This is a genomic window from Kineococcus arenarius subsp. arenarius (genome assembly GCF_050871845.1).
Classification (GTDB): Bacteria; Actinomycetota; Actinomycetes; order Actinomycetales; family Kineococcaceae; genus Kineococcus.
In genome coordinates this window covers 1-26,799 of sequence record NZ_JBJLSE010000028.1, presented here as the reverse complement: position 1 = coordinate 26,799, position 26,799 = coordinate 1, and the positions used below count along the sequence as shown (strand labels likewise).

At 75.4% G+C, this 26,799-nt stretch carries 24 protein-coding genes and 1 tRNA gene; 17 read left to right on the top strand and 8 right to left on the bottom strand.

Features of this window, described 5'->3' with window-relative positions:
* Positions 1-269: 269 nt before the first annotated feature.
* Complete coding sequence (locus ACRYM0_RS09235) at positions 270-1,496, top strand: acyltransferase family protein (RefSeq protein WP_432504314.1); 1,227 nt, start codon at positions 270-272, stop codon at positions 1,494-1,496.
* A gap of 34 nt (positions 1,497-1,530) precedes the next feature.
* Positions 1,531-1,606: transfer RNA gene (locus ACRYM0_RS09230), tRNA-Arg, on the top strand.
* A 13-nt stretch (positions 1,607-1,619) separates the two neighbouring features.
* Here the strand turns inward: ACRYM0_RS09230 and ACRYM0_RS09225 are convergent.
* Positions 1,620-2,798, bottom strand: a complete 1,179-nt coding sequence (locus ACRYM0_RS09225) for a tyrosine-type recombinase/integrase (RefSeq protein WP_459115315.1) — start codon at positions 2,796-2,798, stop codon at positions 1,620-1,622.
* Positions 2,743-3,363: a helix-turn-helix domain-containing protein gene (locus ACRYM0_RS09220; RefSeq protein ID WP_432504309.1), complete on the bottom strand. Its 621-nt coding sequence runs from the start codon at positions 3,361-3,363 to the stop codon at positions 2,743-2,745. The genes ACRYM0_RS09225 and ACRYM0_RS09220 overlap by 56 nt, the downstream gene beginning before the upstream one ends.
* 112 nt (positions 3,364-3,475) lie before the next feature.
* On the opposite strand from ACRYM0_RS09220, the gene ACRYM0_RS09215 reads away from it, so the two are divergent.
* The 6 genes from ACRYM0_RS09215 (at position 3,476) to ACRYM0_RS09190 (ending at position 8,354) form a co-directional block, all read left to right on the top strand.
* Positions 3,476-3,703: a helix-turn-helix transcriptional regulator gene (locus ACRYM0_RS09215; protein WP_432504307.1), complete on the top strand. Its 228-nt coding sequence runs from the start codon at positions 3,476-3,478 to the stop codon at positions 3,701-3,703.
* 55 nt (positions 3,704-3,758) lie between these two features.
* On the top strand, positions 3,759-4,055 hold the full coding sequence (locus ACRYM0_RS09210) for a hypothetical protein (protein WP_432504305.1): 297 nt from the start codon (positions 3,759-3,761) through the stop codon (positions 4,053-4,055).
* Positions 4,052-4,423, top strand: a complete 372-nt coding sequence (locus tag ACRYM0_RS09205) for a hypothetical protein (protein ID WP_432504303.1) — start codon at positions 4,052-4,054, stop codon at positions 4,421-4,423. Before ACRYM0_RS09210 ends, ACRYM0_RS09205 begins: the two co-directional genes overlap by 4 nt.
* Positions 4,420-6,696, top strand: coding sequence for an AAA family ATPase (locus tag ACRYM0_RS09200; protein WP_432504301.1), 2,277 nt, complete (start codon positions 4,420-4,422; stop codon positions 6,694-6,696). The genes ACRYM0_RS09205 and ACRYM0_RS09200 overlap by 4 nt, the downstream gene beginning before the upstream one ends.
* A gap of 446 nt (positions 6,697-7,142) precedes the next feature.
* Positions 7,143-7,526 carry a hypothetical protein gene (locus ACRYM0_RS09195; protein WP_432504299.1) on the top strand — a complete coding sequence of 128 codons (384 nt, stop codon included), beginning with the start codon at positions 7,143-7,145 and terminating at the stop codon, positions 7,524-7,526.
* 330 nt (positions 7,527-7,856) lie between these two features.
* Positions 7,857-8,354 carry a phage terminase small subunit gene (locus ACRYM0_RS09190; protein WP_459115314.1) on the top strand — a complete coding sequence of 166 codons (498 nt, stop codon included), beginning with the start codon at positions 7,857-7,859 and terminating at the stop codon, positions 8,352-8,354.
* Between the two features lie 45 nt (positions 8,355-8,399).
* On the opposite strand, the gene ACRYM0_RS09185 is transcribed toward ACRYM0_RS09190, so the two are convergent.
* Positions 8,400-9,212, bottom strand: coding sequence for a hypothetical protein (locus ACRYM0_RS09185; protein ID WP_432504295.1), 813 nt, complete (start codon positions 9,210-9,212; stop codon positions 8,400-8,402).
* 991 nt (positions 9,213-10,203) lie between these two features.
* On the opposite strand from ACRYM0_RS09185, the gene ACRYM0_RS09180 reads away from it, so the two are divergent.
* Positions 10,204-11,376, top strand: a complete 1,173-nt coding sequence (locus tag ACRYM0_RS09180) for a hypothetical protein (protein ID WP_432504292.1) — start codon at positions 10,204-10,206, stop codon at positions 11,374-11,376.
* A gap of 10 nt (positions 11,377-11,386) precedes the next feature.
* Here the strand turns inward: ACRYM0_RS09180 and ACRYM0_RS09175 are convergent, their stop codons facing one another.
* A complete protein-coding gene (locus tag ACRYM0_RS09175) occupies positions 11,387-12,928 on the bottom strand; it encodes an LGFP repeat-containing protein (RefSeq protein WP_432504289.1) in 1,542 nt (513 codons plus the stop codon).
* 272 nt (positions 12,929-13,200) lie between these two features.
* On the opposite strand from ACRYM0_RS09175, the gene ACRYM0_RS09170 reads away from it, so the two are divergent.
* From ACRYM0_RS09170 to ACRYM0_RS09155, 4 genes are all read left to right on the top strand, one after another.
* Positions 13,201-14,088 (top strand): Gmad2 immunoglobulin-like domain-containing protein, encoded by an 888-nt coding sequence (locus tag ACRYM0_RS09170; protein WP_432504287.1) that lies wholly within the window; start codon positions 13,201-13,203, stop codon positions 14,086-14,088.
* 105 nt (positions 14,089-14,193) lie between these two features.
* Positions 14,194-15,345 carry a glycerophosphodiester phosphodiesterase gene (locus ACRYM0_RS09165; RefSeq protein WP_432504284.1) on the top strand — a complete coding sequence of 384 codons (1,152 nt, stop codon included), beginning with the start codon at positions 14,194-14,196 and terminating at the stop codon, positions 15,343-15,345.
* 358 nt (positions 15,346-15,703) lie between these two features.
* Positions 15,704-17,578 carry an MMPL family transporter gene (locus ACRYM0_RS09160; protein WP_432504283.1) on the top strand — a complete coding sequence of 625 codons (1,875 nt, stop codon included), beginning with the start codon at positions 15,704-15,706 and terminating at the stop codon, positions 17,576-17,578.
* Positions 17,578-17,976: a hypothetical protein gene (locus tag ACRYM0_RS09155; protein WP_432504281.1), complete on the top strand. Its 399-nt coding sequence runs from the start codon at positions 17,578-17,580 to the stop codon at positions 17,974-17,976. Before ACRYM0_RS09160 ends, ACRYM0_RS09155 begins: the two co-directional genes overlap by 1 nt.
* A gap of 11 nt (positions 17,977-17,987) precedes the next feature.
* Here the strand turns inward: ACRYM0_RS09155 and ACRYM0_RS09150 are convergent, their stop codons facing one another.
* The gene (locus tag ACRYM0_RS09150) at positions 17,988-19,247 is read right to left on the bottom strand and encodes an APC family permease (RefSeq protein WP_432504279.1); all 1,260 of its coding nucleotides are present in this window, start codon (positions 19,245-19,247) and stop codon (positions 17,988-17,990) included.
* Positions 19,248-19,319: 72 nt separating this feature from the next.
* Between ACRYM0_RS09150 and ACRYM0_RS09145 the strand changes: the two genes are divergently transcribed.
* Complete coding sequence (locus tag ACRYM0_RS09145; RefSeq protein WP_432504277.1) at positions 19,320-19,898, top strand: GNAT family N-acetyltransferase; 579 nt, start codon at positions 19,320-19,322, stop codon at positions 19,896-19,898.
* Here the strand turns inward: ACRYM0_RS09145 and ACRYM0_RS09140 are convergent.
* Both ACRYM0_RS09140 and aztD read right to left on the bottom strand, forming a co-directional pair.
* Complete coding sequence (locus ACRYM0_RS09140; protein ID WP_432504275.1) at positions 19,838-20,770, bottom strand: metal ABC transporter substrate-binding protein; 933 nt, start codon at positions 20,768-20,770, stop codon at positions 19,838-19,840. The genes ACRYM0_RS09145 and ACRYM0_RS09140 overlap by 61 nt on opposite strands.
* Positions 20,767-22,077, bottom strand: coding sequence for a zinc metallochaperone AztD (gene aztD, locus ACRYM0_RS09135; RefSeq protein WP_432504273.1), 1,311 nt, complete (start codon positions 22,075-22,077; stop codon positions 20,767-20,769). Before aztD ends, ACRYM0_RS09140 begins: the two co-directional genes overlap by 4 nt.
* Positions 22,078-22,160: 83 nt before the next feature.
* Between aztD and ACRYM0_RS09130 the strand changes: the two genes are divergently transcribed.
* Positions 22,161-22,883 carry a metal ABC transporter ATP-binding protein gene (locus ACRYM0_RS09130; protein ID WP_432504271.1) on the top strand — a complete coding sequence of 241 codons (723 nt, stop codon included), beginning with the start codon at positions 22,161-22,163 and terminating at the stop codon, positions 22,881-22,883.
* On the top strand, positions 22,876-23,721 hold the full coding sequence (locus tag ACRYM0_RS09125) for a metal ABC transporter permease (protein ID WP_432504269.1): 846 nt from the start codon (positions 22,876-22,878) through the stop codon (positions 23,719-23,721). The genes ACRYM0_RS09130 and ACRYM0_RS09125 overlap by 8 nt, the downstream gene beginning before the upstream one ends.
* 69 nt (positions 23,722-23,790) lie before the next feature.
* Here ACRYM0_RS09125 and ACRYM0_RS09120 read toward each other — a convergent pair whose 3' ends face one another.
* Positions 23,791-26,079, bottom strand: a complete 2,289-nt coding sequence (locus ACRYM0_RS09120) for a peptidase M6 (protein ID WP_432504266.1) — start codon at positions 26,077-26,079, stop codon at positions 23,791-23,793.
* A 116-nt stretch (positions 26,080-26,195) separates the two neighbouring features.
* Between ACRYM0_RS09120 and ACRYM0_RS09115 the strand changes: the two genes are divergently transcribed.
* Positions 26,196-26,729 (top strand): low molecular weight protein-tyrosine-phosphatase, encoded by a 534-nt coding sequence (locus ACRYM0_RS09115; RefSeq protein WP_432504264.1) that lies wholly within the window; start codon positions 26,196-26,198, stop codon positions 26,727-26,729.
* The last annotated feature ends 70 nt before the right edge of the window (positions 26,730-26,799 follow it).

Genomic DNA, 26,799 nt, shown 5'->3' with positions numbered 1-26,799 from the left:
ACCCAGGAGACGGCATCGGTCGGCGTGTCTTGCGGCTTGAGTGTAGGCACCCGTCCGGACCCGCCCGGACCACGGGGGTCGGTGTTCGCCTGGGGCGCAACACATCCCAACGACACAGCGTCGTAGTTCGGCTGGGCCGAACGCCCCGGGCGCGGGCCGTCGATTCTTCCGTAACGTGAGGGTAGGGTTCCGGTCGAAGCGGTCCGGGGTCGCCGCGCCCGCGCGGCGGGGCGCGGGGCACCGGACCGGCGACGGCGAGCGGGGGGCGCGTGGACCGGGACACCAGCACGAGCGCAGGGGCCGCGTCGGCCCGTCGAGGGCGCGACCGGCTCGCCGTCGAGCACCTGCCCCGACCGCGGCCGGCGTCCCCGGACGGGTCGCGACGGCCGACGCTGGCGGCCCTGTTCGACCCCCGCGACAACTCCCTGGACGTCCTGCGGCTGGCGCTGGCCGGCTTCGTGGCCGTCGTGCACGGCACGGCGAACGGCTTCGGCCGGCAGCCGCACGTGGGCACCACCGACCTGGGCAGCGTCGCGGTGGACGGCTTCTTCGTCGTCAGCGGCTTCCTGGTGACCCGCAGCTTCCTGCGGCTGGGTTCGCTGCGCCGCTACGCCTGGCACCGCTTCCTGCGCATCGCGCCGGCCTTCTGGGTCTGCCTGGTCGTGACCGCCGCCGCGGTGGCGCCCCTGGCCGCCGTCCTGGGCGGGCAGTCGGCCGCGGTGGTGCTCGAAGGGCCGGACTCGGCGCCGTCCTACGTGAGCTCCAACGCCCTGCTGCTCATGCGCCAGTTCGGCGTCACCGGGGTCGGCGATCCCGTCAGGGGCGGGCAGGCGGTCCTGGACGGCTCGCTGTGGACGCTCTTCTTCGAGGCGTGCTGCTACGGGGCTGTCGCCGCCCTGGGCGTGGTGGGGGTGCTGCGCCGACGCGCCTGGCTGCTGGCGGCGTGCGCGGTGCTGTGGGCGGCCACGATCGCCGCGGCCGCCGGGGTGGACCTCGGCACCGAACTGATGCTGCGGTTCCTCTTCATCTTCCTGCTGGGGGCCGCCGGGTACGTCTTCGCCGACCGCGTCCCCGTCAGCGGCGCCCTGGCCGCCGCGAGCACGGCCCTGGTCGTCGCGGGGCTGCACCTGCTGCCGGACCACCGCGCCCTGGCCGGGCCGGCCTTCGCCTACGTCGTCCTGTGGGCCGCGGTCCGGCTGCCGCTGCGGTGGAGGCCCCGCTGGGACCTGTCGTACGGCCTGTACATCTACCACTGGCCGGTCCAGCTGCTGCTGGCCCTGGCGGGTGCCGCCGTGCTGGGCGCCGTGCCGTTCGTGGCGCTGAGCCTGCTGCTGGCCTGCGCGGCGGCGGCGCTGTCCTGGCTGCTGGTGGAGCGCCCCTGCCTGCGCATGAAGGACGCCTCGTGGGTGCAGGCCCCCCTCCCCCGCCGCCGGCGCGGCGCCGGCGGCTCCCCCGGCACCGGGCGGGGCGACCGGCCGCACGAGGAGTCCCGCTAGACTCCGACGGCCTGCGGCGACGGCCGGCGGGCGTGCCCCCGTAGCTCAGGGGATAGAGCATCGGTTTCCTAAACCGTGTGTCGCAGGTTCGAATCCTGCCGGGGGCACCAGCAGCACCGCAGGTCAGAGGCTCTGCGCACGCTCCGTGAGCACCGTCACGGAGCCCGGAGGGCACACAGAGGGCACACCAGGGGCACGGGCGGCCGCGTCGAGGCGCTCCGCGACGGCGTCCAGCTCATCGCCGAACAGGTGCCCGTAGCGGTCCAGGGTGAGTGTCGCGGAGGCGTGCCCGAGCATCGCCTGGACGCCCTTGACCGACGCCCCCGCCGAGATCGCCAGGGAAGCCGCCGTGTGGCGAAGCTCGTGCGGCACCAGACGCGGGAGCCCCACCTCACAAACCGCGCGGTCGAAGACCGCCCGCCGGAAGTTCTGCACCCGCAGCGTCCCGCCACGGGGAGCGCAGAAGACGAGGTCGTCGACGCCCTTGCCGGCCATCGCCGCGCCCAGGTCCTCGCGCAGGAAGCGCGGGATGGGCACGGCCCGGTGCTGGTGGGACTTCGGCGCCCCGAAGATCGCCCGACCGTTGACGTCGACGACGGCCTCGACGACCTGGAGGCGGCCGCGCAGGAGGTCCACGCGCCCGACCCGCAGGGCCGTCGCCTCGCCCCAGCGAAGGCCCGTGTGGGCCAGCACCCGCACTAGGAGGCCGTACTCCCCGCACGCCTCCGCCAGGGCCCCGACCTGTTCGTGGGTGAGGTATCGGCGCTCGACGACTCGCAGCCGCGGCAGGTCCACGCCGGCCGCCGGGTTGCGCGCGAGGCGAGCGTCGCGGACCGCGGAGTCGAGCATGGAGGTGAGGAGGTGGTACGCCTGACGGACCCGGGAGGCCGACAGGCCCTCCGCCTGCATCCCGGCCACCCAGGCCACGACGGCCCCGTGGGTGATCCGCGACAGGGGCACCGTTTCCCAGGTCGGCAGGACTCTGGTCTTCAACAGGGAGTGGTAGCCGGCCAGCGTCTTCGGCTTCAAGTGGGCCCGGCCCGCCAGCCACTCCGCGGCGAACTCCTCCACCAGGACCCGGCCGCGGGCGTCGTCGACGTAGGAGCCGGACGCCTTGGCCGCCTCGACGCCAATGAGGTGGCGCTCCGCGTCGGACTTCCTGGGGAACACCCGCTTGTGCTGCACTCCGGCCGGATCACGCCACCGCGCCCGCCACCCCGACGTCTTCCCGTCGCGGACGACGCGCTCAACGCTCGCCACGGCGGCCCCCCTTCGGGCTCTGAGGATTCCCGGGGTGGGCATACCGGATCTTCTGCACCGCGAGGACCGGGCCGAGGTACACCTCGACTTCCGCGGGCGGAACTCCGCCGTCCTCGACGGCATGGGCGATCGCCGCGCCGATGGGCGCGAGAGCCTCGACGTGCGCGGCTAGATCGACCGTCGACCACGAGGGACCCGGGTCGTGCGGGCGGTTCTCCGCCCGGAACGCCTCCTCGTCCGCGTCAAGGTCGGCATGGGTACCCGGCGGCGGCAACGGAGCCTCCCCGGCGGCCCACTTCCACGCGAGGTGGGCCGTGCTCACTCGCGCAGGGGTGAGGTCAAGCGGGGAGTGGTCGGCCTTCGCCGGGAGCAGGAGTCGAGACGGCGTCACGTCGAGGGCGAGGGCTAGGGCGACGAGGTCGTCGACGTCGACCCGCCGGTCTCCGTTCTCCAGCTTGGACAGGATGCCGAGGCTCATGGGCTGCCCCAGGGCCGTCACCCGGTCCGCCAGCTCCGCGAGCCCCATCCCCCGGGCGGTCCGGATGGCCTCGACGTTGGCAGCGACCCGGCGGGCGGTGGGGCCGCGGTCGCGTGAGATGTTCGGCATAAATCGAGAATCTACGGTGTCTGTTGTCGAAAGTCCACTAGGGGTGGCAGAGTGACCGACGCGACAGCAATCGAGCGTCGCGTCGCCCAAAATCTCGATTTTTGGAGCCCTGATGCCCAGGACCCTCACCGCCTACCCCGACGTCCGGACTGAGAACCCTCCCCCGTTGTGGACCGTGGACGACGTCGCCGCCTACCTGGGCGTGCCGACCGGAACGCTCTACCAGTGGTCGAGCCGCGGCATCGGCCCTCGGACACGGAAGGTCGGCCGCCACTTGCGCTACCGCCCCCAGGACGTCGAGGCGTGGCTGGACGGGCGCGAGCGCGGAGGCGCCGCGTGACCCGACCTGCCCCAGCCTCGTCCACTCACTCGACCTGGAAGGCCCAGCCGCACCGATGAACAGCATGCAGAAGGCCGGCCCCGCGGTGGTTGCGGAACCGGCCTCCCAGAGCATCGCCCAGACCCATCCGGACACCCCGATTGTCCTACTTCCGGCCGTCGACGCGAAGGCGTGGCCGACCGAGTTCCTGCCCGCCTACCTCGTCCTCGTGCGCACGCCGCGCGGCGTGCGCCGCCGCCCGTTCCTCGCCCTGGGCGCCGCGGAGAAGGCCGTCGAGCGGGCCCGCGCCCGCGGCGACCTCGCCGACGCCGTCCTGTGCGAGGTTCGCCCCATCGGCGGTGGTGCGCTGTGAACGAGCGCCTGGGCGACGTCCTGCGCCTGGACATCGGCGACGTCCTGGCGCAAACCCTCGACCTGCGAGCCGCGGGCGCCGGCGAGGCTGCCGCGATGCCCCTGGTGGAGCCGGGCCTAGCCGCGCTGGCGCGAACCGCCGCGACGCACCGGGGCACGATCTCCCGGGCGCTGGTCACCTTCGACGGGCGCGAGGTCGCCCTGGCCTGCACCGAAGCGGACGGCTGGGTCGTCCCGGCGGCGTCCCTGCGCCACGGACTCGCCGCCTACTTCGTCCCCCGCGCCGGCTCCCCGCTCTACCTGGCCGCCGCGATCGTCGAGGCCGTCCTCGAACGCCGCGCCGCCGCCGCAGCGGAGGTGGCCGCATGAGCGTCCCCCTCGTCCCCGTCCTGCCCGACGACGTCGACGCCTTGACCGCGGCGACGGCCTACGCCGCGGGCGGCTTGTGCGTCCTGCCGCTCGCCGCCGGCTCGAAGTCGCCCGGGTCGGTGGTCGGCACCGGCTGGCCGCGCAAGTCCAGTCGCAGCGCCGACCAGCTCGCCGCCTGGTACGCCGGGACCTGCCACGGCGTCGGCATCGACACCGGAGCCTCCGGCCTGGTCGTCTTCGACGTCGACCACCCGGCCGTGGTGCCCGAGGCGCTGCGCCGGGCCGTCGCCGAACTCGACCCACCGCGGCAGTCCACCCGCCGCGACGACCTCGAACGCGGTCACGTCCTGTTCACCCAGCCGCCGGGGCGCCTGATCGGGAACTCCCCCGGCCACCTGGGCTCTGGGTGGGGCGACGTGCGCGGCGTGGGCGGGTTCATCGTGGCGGCCCCCTCGACGCACCCCGACGCCCGCGGCCGTTACCGCTGGCAGCGCACCGGGCCCGTTCCGCCGCTGCCGGACTACCTCGCCGATCTGCTGCCCGACGCCGGAGGCGTTGGCGCACAAAGCCTCCAGGAGGTCACCAGCGCCCCGCAGGAGGCCGCAGGAGCCGACCGGAGCGAACCCCTCGACCACGACCGCGCGGACGCCTACGTCTCCGCCGTGCGCGCCGGAGAGCTCGCCCGCCTGGACCGCTGCCAGCGCGAGGGGTGGGGAACCCACTGGGACGCGACGACCTTCGAGGTCGCGTGCAACCTGATCGAACTGGCGAACGGGCCCTGGAACTCCTACACCCTTCAGGCCGCCCACGCCGACGTCCTGGCGCACGCCCCGCACGACGGCGCCGGGTTCGGACCGCGCGAGCACGCGGCGAAGTGGCGCAGCGCCCTCCGGCGCGTCGGCGAGCGGGCCCGCGCGCTGCCGGCGGGTGAGTACCTCGCCCCGGCGCTGCCGGACTTCGACCCGAGCACCGGAGAGGTCCTCGACGCTCCGGGCCCGCCGGCTCCGCGTGCCCGGCGGCTGCGCCTGACCCCGGCCTCCGCGATCCCCGTGCACCCGGTCTACTGGCTGTGGTCGGGCCGCCTCGCCGTGGGCACCCTTGCCCTGATCGCCGGTCCCGAGGGCCTGGGCAAGTCCACCCTGGCCTACTACCTCGTCGCCCGCGTCACCCGCGGGGAACTGGAGGGGGCGTTCCACGGGCGCCCGCGCGGGGTGCTGGTGTGCGCGACGGAGGATTCCTGGTCGCACACCGTCGTCCCCCGCCTGATTGCCGCTGGAGCCGACCTCGACCGCGTCTTCCGGGTGGAGGTCCGCAGCGCCGACGAGGTCGACGTGGGCCTGTCCCTGCCCCGGGACCTGGACGAGGTCGAGGAGGCCGCCCACCAGACCGACGCCGCGCTTCTGCTCCTGGACCCGCTGATGTCCCGGCTCGCCTCCACCCTGGACACGCACCGCGACGCGGAGACGCGCCGGGCCCTGGAACCGCTCGCAGCCCTCGCCGACCGCGCCGGGGTCGTCGTCGCCGGCCTCATCCACCACAACAAGGGCGGCAGCGCCGACCCCCTGACCGCCGTCATGGGCTCGAAGGCATTCACCGCCGTCGCCCGCTCCGTTCACACCGTCGTGCGCGACCCCGACGACGAGACGGAGGCCCGTCGTCTGTTCGGCACCCCGAAGAACAACCTCGGCCGCACCGACCTACCCGTCCTCGCCTTCACCATCACCGGCCACCGCGTCGTGATCGACGACGAGCACACCGTCGAGACCTCCCGGCTGGACTGGCAGGGCGAGGCCGTAGGCACCATCCGCGAGGCGATGAGCCGCGCGGCCACCGTCGATGAGGACCGCAGCGTCACCACCGAAGCCGCGGAGTGGCTAGAGGACTACCTCGCCTCCCAGGGCGGGGAGGCGGACAAAGCCGACGTCCTGCGAGCTGGACGAGCATCCGGCCACAGCGAAGCCGCGCTCCGTCGCGCCCGCGAGCGCGTCGGCGTCATCCACCGCCGACGCCCCGGCTTCCAGGCCGGCACCGTCTGGCGCCTGCCCGTGCCAACCACCTCACCTCAGGCCCCCCACTCGCGCACCCCCGTCAGGGGAGAGGACACAAGTAGCACCACTAGCACTACTGGCTTTGACCTGCGGGAACGTGGCCGGCCACTCATGCCCACTAATGCCACTCGTGCCACTCCCGAGACCTCCCAGGCACAGGGTGACGCGAGTGCGAGCCCAGGTCCCGACGACCTGGTCCTCCTGCTCGGCGACCACCCCCAGTGAGCCGCCTCGTGATCCCCGAAGCCGGGCGCCGGGAGTGGCGGGCCCTCGCCGCTGCCCTCGACGAGGTCGCCGGCCCTAGGCGCCTCCGCGCGCGGGGCGGGCGGTCCGCATGAGCGCCCGGGCTCCACCGCTACCCCCTCCCTCAACTCGCTTCCCTCCCTCTGCGACTCCCAGGAGCCCATCATGAGCAAGATCCGTCAGCAGTACCGCGATCGTGCCGGCGAGCTGCACGCCGCCGCCCAGGCCGCCAGCGAGCGCGTGCGCCGCGACCCGACCCTGTCCACCGCCGCCAAGCGCCAGCAGCTCGCCGCCATCCACGTCGGCCTCCGAGACGCCCTCACCGGTCTCCACGAGGAGTCCGCCCGCCGCACCACCGAGCGCGTTCGCCGCCTAGACCGGGAACTGTTCGGCACCGCCCCCGGGGCCGCCGCGACCCCGGGGAGGCCGTGTCCTACCGGGACGCCCAAGACCGCGCCGCCCGCCTCAGCGACCCCCGCGAGGCCCTGGAAGCCCTCGCGAGGGCCCACCGCGGCGGCGACGATCTGCTGGCCCGGGCGGTGGCCGGCCACGCCGTCGTCAACGGCTGGAGCGACGTCGTGCAGGCGTGGGCCGCCGACCGGCCCGGCGCCGCGGAGCAGCTTGCCGAACTCGACGCCCTGCTGATCACCGGCTCCGCCGGCATCACCGAGCAGCTCGCCGACGGGGCGGCGTTCTACGCCCCTAGGCCGCCGGAGCTGGCCGACGTCATGGAGCACCAGCTCGCCCAGGTCGCTGACCCGGCGAGCCTGGCGCCCACGCCGGCCGCGGCCTACGGCGTGCCCAGCCGCTAGGTCAAGGCGATGAGGTCGAGATGATCCACGCCCCGGCGCGGCCTCTCGACGGCCGGCCGGCGGCCCGTGGGCGCTCCCGGGTCGCCGGCCGGTCCTCCGCGCTCCAAGGCCTCGCTGAGACCGGGCTCCTCGACGAGGCCCTGGAGCAGCCCTGTGCGGCCCCCAGGGCCGTCGAGGACCTCGCGTGACCTAGAGGGCAGGCCCGTGGGCCCCCTCCCCCCTCCCACCAGCACGGAGGGCGATTCGCATAGCAGCCGCCTGGTTTCCCGCTGTGTCACCTCATGGGCCTCGCGGCGGCCCCGTCCCACATTCCCGACCTGGAGGTCCCCCATGCCTAGCGTCCCCGGCCGTGGTGGTCGCGTCCCGAAGCGGCCGGAGCAGCGGTCCGGCCATCGCACGAAGGGGGAGCTCCAGGAGTGGAGCCGGGTGGAGGCGTCGGGGCCCGTGGAGGCCCCGCCCCTGGGATGGGAGCCGCGCCACTTCCTCGTTGCCGACCTGTACCGGGCCGCGGTTGACTCTGCCCAGGCCGTCTACTTCGAGCCCTCGGACTGGGCGACCCTCCGCCTCATCCTCTTCCAGGCCGACGCCTACCTCGCGGGCCTGGAGGCCGGTGGCCGGCTCTCCTCGACGATGCTGGAGACGATCACCCGGGCCCTGGGCTCGCTCCTCTTCACGGAGAGCGACCGCCGCCGGGTCCGGGTCGAGGTCGCGCGCACCGGGGCAGGGGCGAGCGAGGACGCCTCCGTGACGGCCCTCGCCGGCTACCGGAAGGCCCTAGGGCTAGAGCCTCCCACTCGGAGGGGCGAACATTCAGAGAGTGGAGAATGAGCACCCAAGGATGATCCCCAAGTCGAGTTTCACGCCAGCAACCCCTCAGTCAACGGGCGGATTCACGGCATAGTGGAAACTAGCCGAGTCATCCCACCTCTGATGCCTGTGAAATCTTCCCGAACTCGTCAGCATGATGTCCAACTGGAACCCCTCCCCTACGTGTGTCTCGTCCACCGTGGCGAGCATCCGCACCTCAGATCCGACGGCCGAGGCAAGGAGGGCCCTGCCCTTGAGGGCGCGCTCCACAGTCCAGTGAAGCTCTCGCCCTTGCGGATCCCATGCCTTGCAATGGAACTCGATGACTTGGCCTACCTCCAACCGTGCTCCCGTGTGCACGCCCATGTGGTGGGGTTGAGGAATGAACTCATTTCCGAGCGAGTCGCGAACCGACTCGATGGCGGGATAATAGTTTCCACTCGGGTCCATGCTGCTCCTGTACAGAGTGACGATGTTTCGAATTTCACCAGTGATCCCTTGGACGAGGAGGCGTTCAAATGGAAGTAGTTCGCGACCATGGGCGGGAGCATTACGGAAACTTTCCAGCTTATCGAGGTAGACTTCAAACTTCTTCTTGTCTCCGAAGATTGGCTTGAAGAATGCCCACTGCTTTGTAATGATTATCTTGAGTTCAAAGAATTGCGAATAGCGGAGTGGTGACTGATCGACGACGACACCAATCCGCCGCTTCGCTTCTTCGATTTTGCGTTCCTCAATTTGAGCGATGCGTTCGGCGGTCAGTCCGGACTGTTCCAGCCATGTAGGACCCAACTCCTTCGACAGGACGAGTTCCACCAGCGACCTAACGTCCTGCTCCATGGCGGCGATCAGGCCGAATACGTCGGTGTCTTGACTCACGACCACGACCGTAGCGACGGTCGTGGCTGTCATGAAGGGGTGTCCGACACGCCGCGGCCGGTGGCCGTCCACGTCCCGCACTGTGTCGGGCCCCGGGAGCACGATGGAACCGGCACGGGGTCGGGGCAGGCGGCAGCCCTCCGACCCCGCCGGCCCGTCTGGTGTCGGAGTCGACCGCCACCGTGGGGTCGTGGTCGACGCACCAGACCCGGACGACCCCCGCCATGAGCACCTCTTCGCCCCCTGGGACGTCCAGGCCGCGGCGGAGAGGGCCCCGAGCCTCTCTGGGGCAGGACGGAGTCCCTCGCCCGCTCCTGTGCCCTCTGCGGGGCTCCTGTGGACCTTGTGGACGCCGCCCGACGTCGAGCCGGCCACTCCGCCACTCTGGACCCATATCCCAAGCCGATGCCGTCCGCGACTGGCGGGCCGACCTCGATGAGGTCGACCGTGGCCGGGCCCTCCGCCTGACCGGTGAGGACCTCTTGCCGGAGGACCTCGCCGTGGGCCTGTCGATGGCCGGGGTGACGGTGGTCCCCTTCGACGTCTCCCCGGTCGACGGCCGCCCCGTCGGCTACCTCGTCTCCAACGTCCTCCTTGACCTCCTCGCGAGGAGCCAGGTCGGCACTGACGTCCACCCACACCGAAGGCCCGGCCCTCGTGGAAGCGAGGGCCGGGCCTTCGTGTCGGGGCACGCGAGGGCACACCAGAGGCACAAGAGCGCGACAAAGAGCGTCAACCAGCGTCATGCACTGTCAGTGACTTCGATTGTCTCGCAAGCCTTGCCCGGCATCGCCCCAGGTGGCAGGCCTCCCGGTAGCCGATTCCTAAACCGTGTGTCGCAGGTTCGAATCCTGCCGGGGGCACCAGCAGCACCGCGGGGCGGTCGGCCCCGAAGGCGTGCCGGCGATCCCCCGGGTCCCGGACGCGAACAGCAGGCGAACGCCCACGCAGAACCGCCCTGCGGCACGCCGGGCGCCCGTAGCGTGGCGCCATGCGCCGGCTGAGCACAGCGAGCACGAGCACGACGGCGAGCGCAGCGATCGGTGCGGCGGCCCTGGTGGGCGGTGCCTGGGCCTGGGCGCTGGCGGCCACGGCCACGTCGGCCGTGCAGGCCGCCGAAGCGCGCGCCCTGGGGCCCGGGCACACCGCGGCGATGCCCGGCGAGGACGAGCTGGTGCTGCTCGCGCACGACGTGCGCCTGGCCGCGATGGCCGCGCTGTGGTGCGCCCTGCCGCTGCTCCTGACGCACCCGCCCGTGCTCCCCCGGCGTCCCGGTGCCGGTCCGGGTGGGCGCCGCACGAGGCCGCCGTTCGCCGCCTGGGTGGGGGCGGGGGTGGCGATCGTGCTGGCCAACGCGCTGCTCGGCCCGGTCGTCGACGCCGGCCCCCCGGCCCTGGCCGCGGTGCTGCTGCTCGCCGCCGTCGCCGCCGGGACCGCGGCCGGAGCCGCGGCGGGGACCGGGCTGCGCTCCGGCGCCGCACCGTCGACGGGTGCGCGCTGGTGGTGGCTCACCGGCAGCGGCGCGCTGGCCGCCGGCACCGCCTGGACCGCCCTCGCGCAGGACCTGGACGGCGAGCGCTACGCCCCCTTCCTGCCCCAGCAGGTGGCCGGCGCCAACGCGCTGGCGGTGCTGGTGCTGCTGGCCACCTCCGCTGCCGCCGCGCTCGCCGCAGCGCGAGCAGCGCCGCCCCGCACCGACCCCGTCCCCCGCCGCGCAGCGCTCCCCCACCCGGCGCTCGCGGTGGTCCCGACCGCACTGGCGGCCGTGCTGCTGCTGGACCCGGCGGGGGTCCTGCCGAACGCCTGGAGCGATCCCTGGCGGATGGGTCCGGCGCTGGTGGCGGCGCTGGCCCCGTTCCCCCTGGTCGCCGGGCCGGGCCTGCGCGCCCCGTCCCGGCGCAGGGTGGGCACCACCGCGCTCGTCCTGGTCGCGGTGGCGGCCCTGTCGACGGTGGCGCTGCCGGTGCTCGCAGCGGTGGTCGTCGTCGGCGGGATGCTCGGGCTGCTGATCACCGCACCGGCCGGGGCGTACGTGAACTACGACGGGTTGCCCATGACCGGCGCCGGCGGGCTGGTGGCGCTCGGTGCGCTGGTGGTCCTGGTCGTCCTCACCGGCGAGCGCGGCGAGCGGGGGACGCCCGCCGCGCAGCGCTCGCCGGTGTGAGCCGGGTCCCTCAGCTCGCCGTCACCTGCCCGGTGGCCCACGTGTAGGTCAGCGAGCCGTGCTCGAAGTCCTGCCGGACCCCGCCGGGCACCGGGACCTCCTCGCCCGTGGGGTAGCCGAAGCGGCTGTTCTCCCAGCCGGCGGAGGCCCAGTGGTCGCGGATGGCGCCCTTGACGAGCAGCACCGGCCTCGGGTCGTCCACGTAGCTGCGGGTGTACAGCGACCCGCGCTCGAAGTGCTGCGCCGACCAGCCGTCCCTCAGCTGGATGAACGGGTCCGAGGTGGGGTAGCCGATGCCCCGCTCCCAGCCCAGCTCCCCCCAGCGGTCCAGGACCCCCCGGGCCTCGAGGACGTAGTGCGCACCGGTGCGCGGCCCGCGGTAGATCGAGCCGTACTCGAAGCGCTGGAAGGCACCGCCGTCGGGCAGGGCCACCTCACCGGCCACCGGCATGACGAGGTAGCCGCTCTCGCGCCCGGCGCGGTCGTAGGCGTCGCGGATCGCACCGCGCACCGCGTGCGCGCCGCTGCGGGCGCTGGAGTAGATCGACCCGCCCTGGAAGTGCTGGACCTGCGCGAACCCCCCGCGCCCGGCGTCGTCCTCGTCGCTGACCGGGTAGCCCAGCACCGAGCGGTCCCAGCCGAGGCGGGCGTACTCGTCGCGGATCGCTCCCCGCACCCGCCACACCCCGCTGTCCGGGCTCCAGAACAGCGACCCGCCGGTGAAGTGCTGGCCGAAGCCGCCGCGCAGCAGCGGGCCGAACTCGTCGGTCAGCGGCAGGCCGGTGCCGCGCTCGTAGTCGCGGGCGGCGTAGCCGGCGGCGATCGCCCCGCGCACCGCGTGCGCACCGGCGAACGCCGACCAGTAGACCGTCCCGCCCTCGAAGCGCGTGTAGAGCCCGTCGAGGGTGCTGACGCCGAACTCGCTGGTCAGCGGGTGCCCCAGCCAGCCGCTCGTGCCGCCGGCGGCGAGGTGGAGGTCGTGGATCGCACCGCGCACGACGTGCCCGCCGGAGCGCGGGTCGAGGTAGAAGGCGCCGTCGGCGGCGCGGTGCACCAGCACCCCCCGGGCGGTGGTCGCCGACGGGGCCGTCGACAGGCGGGTCAGCGCCTGCGGCGCCCCCGGCAGGTCGTCCCCCTCGGCGAGGTAGCGCTCGACGCTGGGCCAGCCGTCGCAGCCGTAGCTGCCCACCGGTGCGCTGGCCGCCACGACACCCCCGGTCGCGTCCAGCAGCTGGAACACCCCGCCCTGGCCGTCGGTGAGGCGGAAGTTCACCGCCCGGGGGCCCCTGCCCGGCTCGACGGCGGACAGCTCCCCGCTGGGCAGCCGCACGTCGGTCACCGTCCCGTCCGAGGTGAAGGTCACCAGGTGCCCCGGCAGCCCCTGCACGCAACTGGCCCGCACGTCCAGGTCCCGCACCGCCGCGCTCGCCGGCGGCGCTCCCAGCACCGTCGCCGCGACCGCCGCCCCCAGCACGGTCGTCACGGCCGCGCCGCCCCTGCGGGTGCCTGCCCGCGCCCTCTCCCCCGTGGTGCTGCGTGTGCTCGTGCGCACGTCGTCCTCCCCCTGCGCGGGCGCCGTCGCCCGCCTCGCCCCCCCGCGCTCCTCCCGAGCGCGGCCGGCCGCCGACGCCCCCGCCGCGGTCCGTGGCAGACGTTCTACACCTGCGCGCCGCTGCGGGGGCGGGGTTCTCGCAACCACCGGCGGTGACGTGCCGGGGTGGGCCGAGCCGTGCGGCACCGGGACACGGGCTCGCGCCGGGGGTAGCGTCGGTGCTCGTGGAACGGGCGAGCGAGGACCACCCGGCGACGACGAGGTGCGCGGGGGTGACGCGGTCCACGAGCGCGGTCCTGGCGCTGTGCGGTGCGCTGCTGCTCGGCGCGTGCGGAGCCCCTCCCGCCACCACCGACCCCGCCGCCACCACACCCAGGGGCACGGGCGAGCCCTCGGCGACGAGCAGCGGCACGGCCTCCTCCCCCGCGGAGACGATCACCGTCCCCGCCTACTACGCCGGCCGCACCGGCATGGAGGGCGGCCTGGAGGTGGCGCTCTACCGCGAGTTCCACGACGTGCCCTCGGCGGGCGACCCGGTCACCACCGCGCTGCGCGAGGCGCTGCAGCCACCGCGCGACCCCGACTACTCCGTGCCGTGGCCGGAGGGCACGCAGGTGCTGGGCGTGGAGCGGGTGCAGGACCTCGTCACCGTGGACCTGTCCGCGGAGGCCGCCACCGCCCCGCCGGGTGCGGACGAGGACCTCGCGCAGGCAGCGGTGCAGCAGGTCGTGCACACGGTCACCGCGGCCGACCCCTCGGTGGCCGGGGTGCAGCTGCTCATCGACGGCTCGCGCGTGCCGGACCTGTGGGGCCTGGGCGCCCACGCCGGGGAGGCGCTGGCGCGGGCGCAGGCGTCCGAGGTGCTGGGGCCGGTGTGGGTGCTGGAGCCGGTGCAGGGCGCCGAGGTGACGTCCCCGGTGACGTTGAGCGGTGAGGCGACGGTGTTCGAGGCGACGGTCGGCTGGGACGTGACCGACGCCTCGGGCGCGGTCGTGGCCGAGGGGTTCGCGACCGCCACCGAGGGGGCGCCGGGCCGCGGGACCTGGTCGGCTCAGGTGGACCTGGAACCGGGTGAGCACGTCGTCCGCGCGTTCTCGGTGTCCGCGCGCGACGGGTCGGTCGTGGCCGTGGACTCCAAGGCGGTCACCGTCACGGGGTGAGGCACCGGGCGGAGCGGCCACCGGGACCCGGCGTCGGCCCGTCGTCACCCGGTGTTCGCTGTGGGTTCGTTGAGCGCGCGCGCGGTCGTCGCCAGACTCCGCCGGGTGAGATCGCGCACCGTCGCCGCCGCCACCCTGGCCGCCGCCACGTTCCTGACCCCCCTGACCGCCGCCACCGCCTCGTCGGGCACCCACCCCGGCGAGGGCCACGGCCACGAGGAGGCCGTCCCGCTGGTCGTGGGCCACCGGGGCGCCTCGGCGTACCGGCCCGAGCACACGCTGGCCGCCTACGAGCTGGCCGCGGACCTGGGCGCCGACGTCATCGAGCCGGACCTGGTCTCCACGAAGGACGGCGTCCTCGTGGTGCGCCACGAGAACGAGATCTCCGGCACCACCGACGTCGAGGAGCGCCCCGAGTTCGCCGACCGGCAGGCGACGAAGACCATCGACGGCGTCGAGCTGACCGGCTGGTTCACCGAGGACTTCACGCTGGCGGAGCTGAAGACGCTGCGCGCCGAGGAGCGCCTGCCGGAGCTGCGCCAGGAGAGCACCATCTTCGACGGCGCCTACGAGGTCCCCACGTTCGAGGAGGTCCTCGACGAGCGCGAGCGCCTGTCCGAGGAGCTGGACCGCGAGATCGGGATCATCCCCGAGATCAAGCACTCCACGTACTTCCAGTCCATCGGGCTGCCGATGGAGGCGAAGGTCGTCCAGGCGCTGGCCGAGCACGACCTGAACCACCCCCGCTCGGGCGCGACCGTGCAGTCGTTCGAGCTGACGAACCTGATCGAGCTGCGCACCGAGCTGGGCCTGCGGGCGGACTCGGTGTTCCTGACCTCCGGTTCCGGCGCACCGGCGGACCTGGTCGCGGCGGGTGACCCCCGCCAGTACGCGGACCTGCTGGTGCCCTCCGCGCTGCGCGACATCGCCCGCTACGTGGACGCCGTCGGCCCGTCCCTGGACCAGGTCGTCGCGCTGGAGGAGGACGGCACGCTGGGCGAGGCGACCCGCCTGGTCGGCGACGCGCACGCCGCCGGCCTGCAGGTCGTCCCCTACACCCTGCGCCCGGAGAACCAGTTCCTGCCGGTGGACTACCGCAGCAGCGAGGACCCGGCGGAGTTCGGCCGCGTCCTGGACCTGGCGCAGGTGTACTTCGAGGCCGGGATCGACGGCCTCTTCACCGACGCCCCGGACCTGGGCGTCGTGGCTCGCGACCGCTTCCTCGACGAGCGCGACGGCGAGCAGCCCGCCGCCTGACCACCGGGCCCGGCACCGGCCCGCGCACCCCGCGCGGGCCGGTGCCGGGCCGTTCGGGGTGCGTGGGCCGGGGCCGTCCCCGGCACCGCAGTCGTGGGCACCTCCGGGAGTCGCCGCCGCAGCGCCGCGGGGCGGTGAGCCCGCGTGCCCGGCGAGCGGCTGGACCTCAGCGGCCAGGGCCCCCGGGCGCGTCCGGGCCGCCTGCTGCGGGCCTCCTCCCGCGCGGTGGTGCGCGGCCGGTACGCCGTCCTGCTGTGGGCGGCACTGACGGCGCTGGCCGTGTGGGCGCCGTCGACGGGCGACGGCGCTGACGCGGGGCGAGTACGGCGACGCCGGCCCGATCGTCGGCGCGCTGCCGGTGACGAACACCCTGGCGGCGTTCCCGGGTTCCACCCGGGCCGGCACCACGGCCCTGACCTTCCTGCTCATGGACCCCGACGAGGGCCTGGGGGACCAGACGCGCGCGGCGCGGCGCTGGGCCGCGGAGCACCTGGACGCCGAGGACTCCCTCGTCGGGGTGAGCGGGTCGGTGCCGGCGCGCGTGCAGCAGGCGCGCACCCTGCGCGAGGACCTGTCCCTGGTGGAGGTGACGACCCTCGGCGCCATCGCCGTGGTCGTCGGCCTGCACTTCCGCTCCGTCGTGGCCCCCGTCCTGGCGATCGTCACGGCGGGCACCGCGTTCTTCGTCGCCCTCCGGCTCGCCGAGCTGCTCGCCGGCGCCCTGGGCACGAGCGTGCCCGAGGAGCTGCGCCCGCTCGTCCTGGCCCTGCTGCTGGGGGTCGTCACCGACTACGTGATCTTCTACCTGACGGGGATGCGCCGGGCGCTGGGCGAGGGCGCGGACCGCCTGACGGCCGCGCGCACGGCCGCGGAGCAGTACGGGCCGATCGTCGGCGTGGCCGGCGTGACGGTGGCCGCGGGCACCGCCGCCCTGGTGGTGGCGGAGTCGCCCTTCTTCGCGGCCGTCGGGCCGGCCATGGCGATGTCCGTGCTCGTCGGGGTGGTCGTCTCGGTCACGTTCGTGCCGGCGGTGATGGCCGTGCTGGGCCAGGCCCTGTTCTGGCCCTCACCCCGGCCGGTGCGGACCCCGGAGCCCGCCGCCGCGGGCGGCGGGGACCGCCGCGCCGTCGCCCGCCGCGAGCGCGGGGTGCGGCTGCTCACCCGCCGCCCGGTCGCCCTCGCCGTCGTCCTGGGCTGCACGGCGCTGCTGGTCGCGGCGTCCCTGCCGCTGCAGCAGCTGCGCCTGGGGGTGGGGTTCGTGCCCTCCCTGCCGGCCGACGCACCGGTGCGCGTGGCCGCGGAGGCCGCTGCGGAGGGCTTCGCGCCCGGCGCCGTCTCCCCCACGGTGCTGCTGGTGCAGGGCGAGGGCGTGGCCGGGCAGCGGCAGCAGCTGGCCGCGCTGGGCGCCGCCCTGGAGCGGCAGCCGGGTGTGGCCGGGGTGCTCGGCCCCGGTGACCTGCCCGAGGAGCTGGCGCGGCGGGCGCTGCTGGCCCCGGCCGGCGATGCGGCCCGGTTCCTGGTGGTGCTGGCCGAGGACCCGACGGGCGGCACCGCCATCGCCGACCTGCGCGCGCTGCGCGAGCGACTGCCCGCAGCCCTGGCCGGCGCCGGGCTGGGCGGGGCGCAGTGGGGGGTGGGTGGGGACACCGCCCTGGCCTCGGCGCTGGTGGCGCTGACGGAGGACGACGTGGAGCGCATCGCGCTGGCCGCGCTCGGGGTCAACCTCCTCGTGCTGGTGCTGTTCCTGCGCGCCCTGGTGGCTCCGCTGTACCTGCTGGCCACCAGCGTGCTGGCCCTGACGGCGTCGCTGGGCCTGGCCACGTGGCTCTTCCAGGACCTGCTGGGCCACGACGGGCTCACCTTCTACGTGCCCTTCGCGGCCGCGGTGCTGCTGGTGGCGCTCGGCTCGGACTACAACGTCTTCGGGGTGGGCACCATCTGGGCGCAGGCGCGCACCGCCCCGCTGCAGCAGGCGGTCGTGCGGGCGGTGCCGCAGTCCTCCCGGGCCATCACCGCCGCCGCGGTGACGCTGGCGCTCAGCTTCGGGCTGCTGGCGCTGGTGCCGCTGCGCTCGTTCCTGGAGCTGGCCGTCGTCATGGCCCTGGGCATCGTGCTGGACGCGATCGTGGTGCGTTCGCTGCTGGTGCCCACCCTGCTCGTCCTCGTCGGGCCGGTCAGCGGCTGGCCCGGCCACGCCCTGTCCCGCACCGCCGCACCTCCCGGGAGCCCGTGATGCCGCGAACGCCCCCGACCGCGCCCTCCCGGGAGCGCGCCGTCCCGCACCGGCGGGTCCCGGTCGCCGCGCTGGTCCTGGGCGCCGTCCTGGGCGCCGCGGCCACCGCCGGGCTGTGCGAGCTGGGGGTCCTGCCCCTCGGGACCCCCACCGCGCAGGAGCCCGGGGCGGTGCGGGACGCCGCACCGCCGACGGGTGCGCTCGAGGTCCCCGAGGCCTGCTGGGAGCTGGCCGGGGTGTCGGTGGAGGCCGTGGACCTCGCCCGGCGCACCGCGGAGTCGATCGCGCAGGCCCGCGCCCGCGACCTGGTGCCGGTGCTCGAGCGGCTGGAGGAGCTGGACCCGCGGGTGCGGGAGCTGGCCGCCTCGTGCGACCCGCCGCGGGCGGTCCGGCCGTAGGAGCGGGCCCCTCAGCGGGCGCCCCGCCGGGCGGCGGCCCGGCTGAGCACCCGGACGGCGGCCCCGGCCGCGAGCACCGCGGTGCCGGTGAGCACCGACGCCACCGGCAGCGTGGCCACCAGCACCACGCACCCGGCGGCCCCCAACACCTGCAGGCCCCTCGGGAAGCGACGCTGCCCGGGCGGCTGGCCGACCGCGGCGAGGTTCGTGACCAGGTAGTAGAGCAGCACCCCGAACGACGAGAAGCCGATGGCGCCGCGCAGGTCCACGGTGAGCACGAGCACCACCACGACCAGCGCCACAGCCGCCTCCGCGCGGTGCGGCACGCGGAACCGCGGGTGCACGGCGGCCAGCGGGCGGGGCAGGTCCCCCTCGCGGGCCATCGCCAGGCTGGTGCGCCCCACCCCCGCGACCAGCGCCAGCAGGGCACCGGTGGCCGCGGCGGCGGCGCCGACGCGCACCAGCGGCGCGGCCCACCCCCAGCCGCTGGCCTCGACGGCCGCGAGCACGGGCGCCGCGGTGCCGGCGGCGCCCTCGGCGCCGAGCACGGCCAGCACCGCCACGGCCACCGCCGCGTACAGGGCGACGGCCGCGCCCAGGGCGAGGACCACCGCGCGCGGGATCGTGCGGGCCGGGTCGCGCACCTCCTCGGCGAGGGTGGCGATGCGCGCGTACCCGGCGAACGCGAAGAACAGCAGCCCGGCGGACTGCAGCACCCCGTACCCGCCGCCGGGCGCCTCCCACGCCAGCCGCGCGGCGTCCGCCCGCCCGCCGGCGGCGGCCGCGGCCAGCACGAGCGCCAGCGCCGCGAGCGCCACGCCGAGCAGGACGCGGGTGGCGGCCGCGGTGCGGGTGATGCCGCGCAGGTTGACCGCGGCGAGCACGACGACGACCGCCGCGGCGACGGGCCGCTGCCACGGCGCGGGCACCAGGTGCGCGGCCACGACCAGGGCCATCGCGGCGCAGCTGGCGGTCTTGCCGATGACGAAGCCCCACCCAGCGAGGAAGCCCCACCACGGGCCCAGCCGCTCGCGGCCGTAGACGTAGGTGCCCCCGGCGGACGGGTACGTGGCGGCCAGCTGCGCGGAGGCGGCGGCGTTGCAGAACGCGACCACCGCGGCGACGCCCAGGCCGAGCAGCAGCGCGGTGCCGGCCGCGGCGGCCGCCGGGCCGACGGCGGAGAACACGCCCGCGCCCACCATGGAGCCCAGGCCGATCGCGACGGCGTCGCCGGTGCCGAGTCGTCGGGCGAGGGCCGGGGAGGTGCTCACGCGCGGGACCGTAGCCCCGGCGGGTGAACGCGCGGTGCCGGCGCCGCCGCGGCGGTGGCAGGGTCCTCGTTCGTGACCTCCGCACCCCGCCCCTGGTCCGCGCAGCTCCTCTCGCCCGCGACGCTCGCCGGCGCGCAGGAGGTGATGCGCACCTGCATCGCGCGCGACTTCGGCGACGCGCACGACCCGGTGGTGCACGCCGACGTCGACGACCCGCTGGGCCGGTACCCGGGCACCGCGGAGGCGTTCCTGCTCCTGGCGGTGGACGGGGTGAGCGGCGAGGTGCTCGGCACCGCGGGGCTGCGCGACGGGCGGCTGCGTCCGGGCGCGAGCCCGCAGCACCTGCTCGAGCGCTACGCCGACGGCCGCACCGGCCAGCTCGTGCGGGTGTACGTGGCGTCCGGCGCCCGCCGGCGGGGCATCGCCCGCGGCCTGGTGGCGGCGGTGCGCGAGCGCGCCGCGGCGGACGGCCGCTACGCGCGCCTGGCCCTGCACACCTACCGCCACTCCCCCGGCGCGGTGGCGTTCTGGGAGGCGCTGGGCGCCCGCGTCGTCGCGGACGACTCCGCGGGCGCCTCGCGCAGCGTGTTCTACGAGTTCGCGGTCCTGCCCGCGTCGCCGTCCTCGCCGCCGTCCTCGCCGCCGTCCTGAGCGGCGCCGTCGCAGACGAGCCCGGAGGTGAGCGCCTCCAGGTTGCGGCGCACCACCGCGGGGTAGTCCTCGCCCTCCTCCGCGCGCTCGAAGGGGTTCAGCACCCCGGTGCCCACGCCGAGCTCGCGCGCCAGGGTCTCGGTGACCTCCGGGCTGGTGGAGGACTCGAAGAAGATAGTGCGCACCCCCGCGTCGCGGACGACGTCGACGACCCGGCGCACGCGGGCCGGGGAGGGCTCCACGTGCGGGTCGATGCCGGCGATGCCGACCTGCCGCAGCCCGTAGCGCTCGGCCAGGTACCCGAACGCCTCGTGGGAGGTCACGAGGGTGGCGCCGCGGCAGGGCGCCAGGGCCTGCGCGTGCTCGGCGTCCAGGGCGGCGGCCTGTTCCGCGAGCGCCTGCGCGCCCGCGGCGTAGTCGGCGGCGGCGGCCGGGTCGAGCTCGGCGAGGGCGTCGGCGACGAGCTCGCCCGCCTCGGCCAGGCGCAGCGGGTCGAGCCAGAAGTGCGGGTCGGCGTCCAGGTCGGCGAGCCCGGCGGTGTCGACCACGCGCCCGGGGGCGGAGACCTCCAGGGCGTCGTCGGTGGACGGCTGCAGGCCGGACTGGTGCACGAGGAGGTCGGCCTCGCCGAGCGCGCCGACCTGCGCGGCGGTCAACTCCACGTCGTGGCTGTCACCGCCGGGCGGCACCAGGCCCGACACGTCGACGTGCTCGCCGCCGACGACCTCGGCGACGTGCTGCAGCGGGGGCGAGGAGGCCAGGACGTCGAGGCGGCCGTCGTCGCCGCCCCCCGCCGCCCCGGTGGAGCAGGCGGCGGGGGTCAGGGCCGTGAGCGCGAGGGCGGCGGCGGCCCAGCGGTGCGCGGGGTTCACGCGGTCCCGGCCCCCTCGTGCTCGTGCTCGTCCTCGTGGGCGTGCTCGTGGCCGGCGTCGCCGGTCACGCCGTTCAGCTCGTTGGGCACGACGTCCAGCTGCGCGGTCCCGAAGACCTCGCCGGTGGCGACGTCGACGGCGTGCAGCTCCTTCGTGGCCGGCTCGGTGACGTAGGCGGTGCCGTCCAGGACGTGCAGGGTCGGGCGCGGCTCCTGCCACTGCAGCGGTTCCTCCCACGGCGCGACGACGGGGATCGAGCGCACGAGCGCCCCCGACTCGGGGTCGACGACGTGCAGGGCGCCGTCGGTGCCCAGGACGAGGGCCTCGCCGTCCTCGCCGCGCCCCAGGGAGCGGAAGGAGTAGGAGGCGGGCAGGTCCACCAGGCGCAGGGAGGCGTCGCGGGTGTCGATGAGGGAGACGCGGGTGGGGCGCTCCAGCTCGGCGTCGGGGTCGGTCTTGTAGTCGCCCAGGACGATCGGGGAGGCCTCCGAGCCGGCCTGGTTGCCGATGCGCCCGTACGGGTCGGGGGCGGTGACCTTCGTGATGGTGCCGTCGTCGTGGACGAGGGCGCCGTCCTCGCAGCCGATGACGACGGCCTCGCCGGCGGCGACGGCCTCGCCGTGCACGCCGGGGCAGCCGGAGCCCGCGGCGATCTCGGTGCCGTCGGCGTCGAGCCAGCGGGTGCCGGTGCGTTCCTCCTCGGTGCCCTCGGAGACGACCAGGCTGCCGTCGGACAGCTCGACCGCGACGCCGTGGTGGGCGGCGGGCGTGGTCAGCTCGCGCTGGGTGCGGTCGGGATCGGCGACGTCGGCGGAGTCGAAGACGGTGACGTCCCCGGTGCCGTCGTCGAACAGGGCGGTGCGGCCCTCGTGCACGACGACGTGGCCGGGCGTGACCGCCTCGAACGCCACGTCGGTCAGCTCGGGCTCGGCGGTGTAGTAGTGCGAGTGGTCGCCGTGCGGCTCGGCCCAGGTGCCGGCGTCGAGCACCTGGAAGGCGCCGGTGGTGGACAGCAGCAGGTGCCGGCCGTCGCCGGCGGGGTTGAGGCGGTTGAAGCCCTCGACGGGCAGGTCGGCGAGGACCTCGAAGGTGGCGGCGTCGAGCACCTGCACCCCGCCGTCGTGCGTCAGGGCCAGGCGCGGGGTGGCGGCGGCGACCTCGGTGGCGGCAGCGGCGGGCTCGGGGGTGTCCTCGGCGCCGGCGGCGGGCTCGGAGGCCCCGCTCCCGCAGCCGGTGAGCAGCAGGAGCGAGAGCAGCGAGCCGGCGGCGAGCGGGCGGGTGGGCGGGTGGGCGAGCGGGTGGTGCACGGCGGTCCTCGGTTCCGTGGGGGGTCGCGCCCCGAGCGGGGCGGTCCGGAAGCTAGCAAACGATTGTGATTATCATCAACACCGTGCTGGCCCCCCCTCCCGGTCCCCCGCCCGCCCTCGCCTACCGCGGCTGCTGCGCCGGCTACGCCGACGGACCCGTCGTGCGCGACGTGGACCTGGAGGTCGCCCCCGGCGAGTGCGTCGCCCTGCTCGGGCCGAACGGCGCCGGCAAGACCACCCTGGTGCGCGCCGCGCTCGGCCTGGCCCGCGTGCACTCCGGGCACCTCGACGTGCTGGGCCACCCGCACGACCGCCTGCCCGCCGGCGCGGGCCTGGGCTACGTGCCCCAGCGGCACACCGTGGCCACCGCCGTGCCCGCCACCGTCGCCGAGGTCGTCGCCGGGGGCCGCCTCGGCGGCACCGGTCCGCTGCGGCGCCTGCTGCCGGCCCGGCGCCGCCGCGACCGCGCCGCCGTCCTCGACGCCCTCGACCGCGTCGGCCTGCGCGGCCGCGCCCGCACGCCGCTGGCGGAGCTGTCCGGCGGCCAGCAGCGGCGGGTGCTGCTGGCCCGGGCCCTGGCCGGTGCCCCGCGCCTGCTGCTGCTCGACGAGCCCACCGCCGGCGTCGACACCGCCGCGGCCCGCTCCGTCGCCGCCGTGCTGCGCGAGTCGCTCGACGCCGGCACCGCCGTCGTCCTCGTCACCCACGAGGCCGAGGCCCTGGCCGGCGTGCTGGACCGCGCGGTGCGCGTCGAGGGCGGCTGCGCGTGCGAGTTGCGCCGCCGGGAGGTGGTCGCCGGTGGCTGAGCTGCTCCAACTGCTGTCGTACGACTTCCTGCGCCGGGCCCTGCTGGCCGCCGCGATGGTCGGGCTGGCCGCCCCGCTCGTCGGCGCGTTCCTCGTCCAGCGCGGCCTCTCCCTCGTCGGGGACGGGCTGGGTCACGTCGCGCTCGCCGGGGTGGGGGTGGGCGTGCTGACCGGGCGGGCGCCGGTGTGGACGGCGCTGGTGGCCGCGGTCGGCGCCGCCGTGCTCATCGAGGTCGTCCGCCACCGCGGCCGCACCGGCGGCGACGTGGCGCTGGCGCTGCTGTTCTACGGCGGCATCGCCGGCGGGGCGGTGCTGCTGAGCCTGGCACCGGCCGGCGGGGCGAACCTGGAGAGCTACCTGTTCGGGGCGATCACCACGACCAGCGCCGCGGACGTGCGCGCCTTCGCCGCGCTCACCGTCGTCGTCGTCGCCGCGGTGCTCGTGCTGCGGCCGTGGTTCTTCGCCGCCGGCAGCGACGAGGAGCACGCCCGCGCGGTGCGGCTGCCGGTGTTCCGGCTGAACTGCGCGCTGGCCGTGCTGACCGCCGTGACGGTCGTGCTCTCGATGCGCACCGTGGGGCTGCTGCTGGTCAGCGCCCTGCTCGTGGTGCCCGTGGCCACGGCCCAGCGGCTGTGCCGGGGCTTCGGGGCCCTGCTGCTGCTCGCGAGCGCCCTGGGCGCCGCCGTCGGCGTGGGCGGGGTGGCGGTCTCCGCCGTGGTGGGCACGCCCTCCGGCGGCACGATCGTCCTGCTGGCGCTGGCCGTGTTCGGGCTCGCGGCCGGGGTCCGGGCCGGGTCCGGGCGCGCGCGCCGGGCCCGGGCGGTCCCGGCGCCCTGAGCGGCGCCCCGGCGCGACGACGCCGCTGCGACCGGTCGGTCGCAGCGGCGTCGCGGGCGCGCGGAACGCTCAGGCGGTGCCGCCGCCCGGCTGCAGCACGCCGTTCACGCACAGCTCGTACGTGGGGTAGGCGGTGATGCTCTCGGTCGGGTCGTCGGCGGTGACCAGGACGGCGGCCACCTCCGGGGTGAACCCGAGCGCGTGCTTGACGCTGGTCACCGTGGTGAAGCCCCACGGGGTGCGCACGACCGGCAGCTCCACGACGGAGACCCTCTTCCCGGAGGTGCCCACCACCTGCACGGTCCAGCCGGCCACCTCGGTGGGGTGCGCCTCGCTCAGCGAGCTCCAGGTGGACAGGTCGGTGGCGTCGGCCACCGGCTGCCCGCCGACCCGGACGCCGCCGACCCGCACGCCGGGCTCGGCCACGCCGCCGTCGGTGAGGTAGCGGATCGCCACGTCCACGGTCTGCCCGGCGTAGGCGGAGGCGTCGAAGGTCTGCGTGCCGGAGACCTCACCGGTCAGGCCGGGCAGTTCCGCGGTGATGCGCGGGTCGGCGCCGGGGTCGGCCTCGGTGGTCGTGGCCTCGCTGGACAGCGACACCCAGCCGCCGGCGGCCTCGTCCCACACCTGCACGACCGCGAAGTCCCAGCCCGCCTCGGCGTCCACCTGCAGGTCCACGCCGATGGTCGGGTCCTGCGCCGGGATCGCGAACTCGCGCACGATGCCGCGGTCGAACCCGTTGCCGCTGCCGGAGTACAGCTCGCCGCCGTCCTGCTCCCACTCCACCGGGGTGGTCGGGTAGGTGTTCGAGCCCTTGAACGTGACCAGGCCGCCGTCCACGTACCCGGCGCCGTCGCGCAGCCGCACGAAGTCGGCGCCGTTCACCGGCGCACCCGGGGAGTCGTGGGACTGCGGCGAGTCCCAGTTCACCCGGGCGGTCAGCCCCTCCGTCTGCAGCGCCCCGGCGTCCCCGCGCTTGACCTTCGCGCCGGCGTCGAGGGCGGCGTCCACGGCCATCGAGGCGAGGAAGTCGTGCAGGACGTCCTGCGAGCGCACGTCGTGCCCGAGCCGGCGCAGCACCGCGTCCAGGCCGGCCAGGCCGCCCTCGGGTTCGTTGTGCAGGGCGGTCATGAACTCGTCACCGCCGAAGCGGTCGTGCAGGTAGATCATGAATGCGTAGGCGCTGCCGTAGTCGGCGAGGATCTCCGGGTCGCCCTGGTCGCCCCACAGGGTGATCGCCTGCTCCGGGCCGCCGTACTCCTGCTGCTCGTTGAACCCGAGGAACGTGGCGATGTAGTTGTCCGCCTCCTCGGTGTTCGGGGCCGGGGTGGGGTCGGAGAACCCGAGCAGGTCCTCGGACCACATCGACAGGCCCTCGTTCACCCACGACACCTCGTCGGGGTCGGCGTAGTGCTCCAGCAGGTGCTGGTACTCGTGGGCGAAGGTCGCCTCGTAGGTGCGCCCGGCCGGTTCCCCCAGGCCGGGGCGCTGCAGGTAGTCCGCGCAGGCCAGGTAGTCGGGGTCCTGCGAGTCGTCCGGCGGGTTCTCGCCGGTGCGGTGCAGCCAGTCGAAACCGTCGATCGTCATGACGTTGCGGTCGACGAGGTCGTTGAACAGCGAGTAGAAGAACCCGGCGATGTAGGTGCGCCCGTTCTCGTTCGTCGGGTCGTAGTAGTTCTGGTCGCGGACGTTGTCGATGAGCGCGACGGTGCGCTCCCCGTCGCCGGACCAGTACCCCTGCGGGTAGGCGCCGCCGTCGGGCTGCTCGATCAGCTCGCCGAGCACCGCGGCCGAGCCGTCGCGCGGCGGCGCCACGGAGAACACCTCCGACTCCGCCGGCAGGATCGTCTCGTCGAACTCCTGGACGAAGCCGGCGACCTGCTCGTCGGTGACGACGGTGAGCTCACCGCCGCCGGTGGTGTTGCGGCAGTCGCCCTCGGGGAAGGAGAGGTCGTCGGAGACCCACACCTCGATGTTCTCCCCGAGCCCGCGCAGCGTGTAGCCCTGCACGGTCACGACGCTCTCGACGACCTCGCCCTCGGGGGTGACGCCGCCGTCGACCAGGGTGGGCCAGTCCCGCTGGTCGCCGACCTGCACCTGGCCGTCGCCGGCGCCGCCGTCGGCGGGCGCCGCCAGCGTGGTGCGCGCTCCGGCGGCGCCCGACCCGGCGGCGTCGGGGGCCAGCACGGGCAGCGGCGCGCCGTCGCGGTAATCGCCGCCGAGGAGCCGGACGTCGGAGGCCGGGGCCTGCTGGGGGGTGGCGGCGGGCGACGCCGCCGCGGCGGCCGGGACGGCCAGCGCCGTCGCCGAGAGCGCGGCGACCGCGATGCGACCGCCGCGCGAGGGGTCCAGACCCATGCGTGTCCTCCTGGGGATCTTCCGGCGCCTGGTGCAGCACCGGTGCGCTGAAGCATCCACTGCGTCACAGTCCGTGCACAAGGCCCCACGCGCGGGCACCGGACGGGGGCGGCAGGATGAACCCCGTGCCCTACCGCGTGATGACCGTGTGCACCGGCAACATCTGCCGCTCCCCCATGGCCGAGTCCGTGCTGCGCCGCCGGTTCGCCGAGGCGGGCCTGGACGGCGAGGTGGTCGTGGACTCCTCCGGGATCAGCGACGAGGAGGAGGGCAACCCCGTGGACCGCCGGGCGCGGGCGGTGCTGGCCGACGCCGGCTACGACGTCCCCGAGCACCGCGCCCACCAGGTGACGGCGGAGGAGATCGCCTCCCGCGACCTGCTGCTGGCCATGACGGCGCGGCACGCGCGCCGGCTGCGCACGCTGGCCCCCGACGAGGCCGCGGCGGGACGGGTCGCGATGTACCGCTCCTTCGACCCGGCCGCCCCGGCGGTGGCGGGACCGGGCGCGGTGGCCGACGAGTCCGCCCTCGACATCGCCGACCCCTGGTACGGCGACCGCAGCGACTTCGTCGAGGCCCTGGCGCAGATCGAGGCGGCCGCCGACGGGATCGTCGAGCACGTGCGCCGAGCCCTCGCCCCCCGCCCCTGACCTCCCCTCCCCGCCCCTCCCCACGCCACGCCACGGGGGGGGCCGGGTGTTGCCGAGGAGGTGTATCTTT

Bases quoted from the DNA above. Each gene is read 5' to 3' on its own strand.
- ACRYM0_RS09225 (WP_459115315.1), bottom strand. From the start codon at position 2,798: ATGCCCACCCCGGGAATCCTCAGAGCCCGAAGGGGGGCCGCCGTGGCG.
- ACRYM0_RS09220 (WP_432504309.1), bottom strand. From the start codon at position 3,363: ATGCCGAACATCTCACGCGACCGCGGCCCCACCGCCCGCCGGGTCGCT.
- ACRYM0_RS09215 (WP_432504307.1), top strand. From the start codon at position 3,476: ATGCCCAGGACCCTCACCGCCTACCCCGACGTCCGGACTGAGAACCCT.
- ACRYM0_RS09210 (WP_432504305.1), top strand. From the start codon at position 3,759: ATGAACAGCATGCAGAAGGCCGGCCCCGCGGTGGTTGCGGAACCGGCC.
- ACRYM0_RS09200 (WP_432504301.1), top strand. From the start codon at position 4,420: ATGAGCGTCCCCCTCGTCCCCGTCCTGCCCGACGACGTCGACGCCTTG.
- ACRYM0_RS09190 (WP_459115314.1), top strand. From the start codon at position 7,857: ATGCCTAGCGTCCCCGGCCGTGGTGGTCGCGTCCCGAAGCGGCCGGAG.
- ACRYM0_RS09180 (WP_432504292.1), top strand. From the start codon at position 10,204: ATGCGCCGGCTGAGCACAGCGAGCACGAGCACGACGGCGAGCGCAGCG.
- ACRYM0_RS09155 (WP_432504281.1), top strand. From the start codon at position 17,578: ATGCCGCGAACGCCCCCGACCGCGCCCTCCCGGGAGCGCGCCGTCCCG.
- ACRYM0_RS09120 (WP_432504266.1), bottom strand. From the start codon at position 26,079: ATGGGTCTGGACCCCTCGCGCGGCGGTCGCATCGCGGTCGCCGCGCTC.
- ACRYM0_RS09115 (WP_432504264.1), top strand. From the start codon at position 26,196: ATGAACCCCGTGCCCTACCGCGTGATGACCGTGTGCACCGGCAACATC.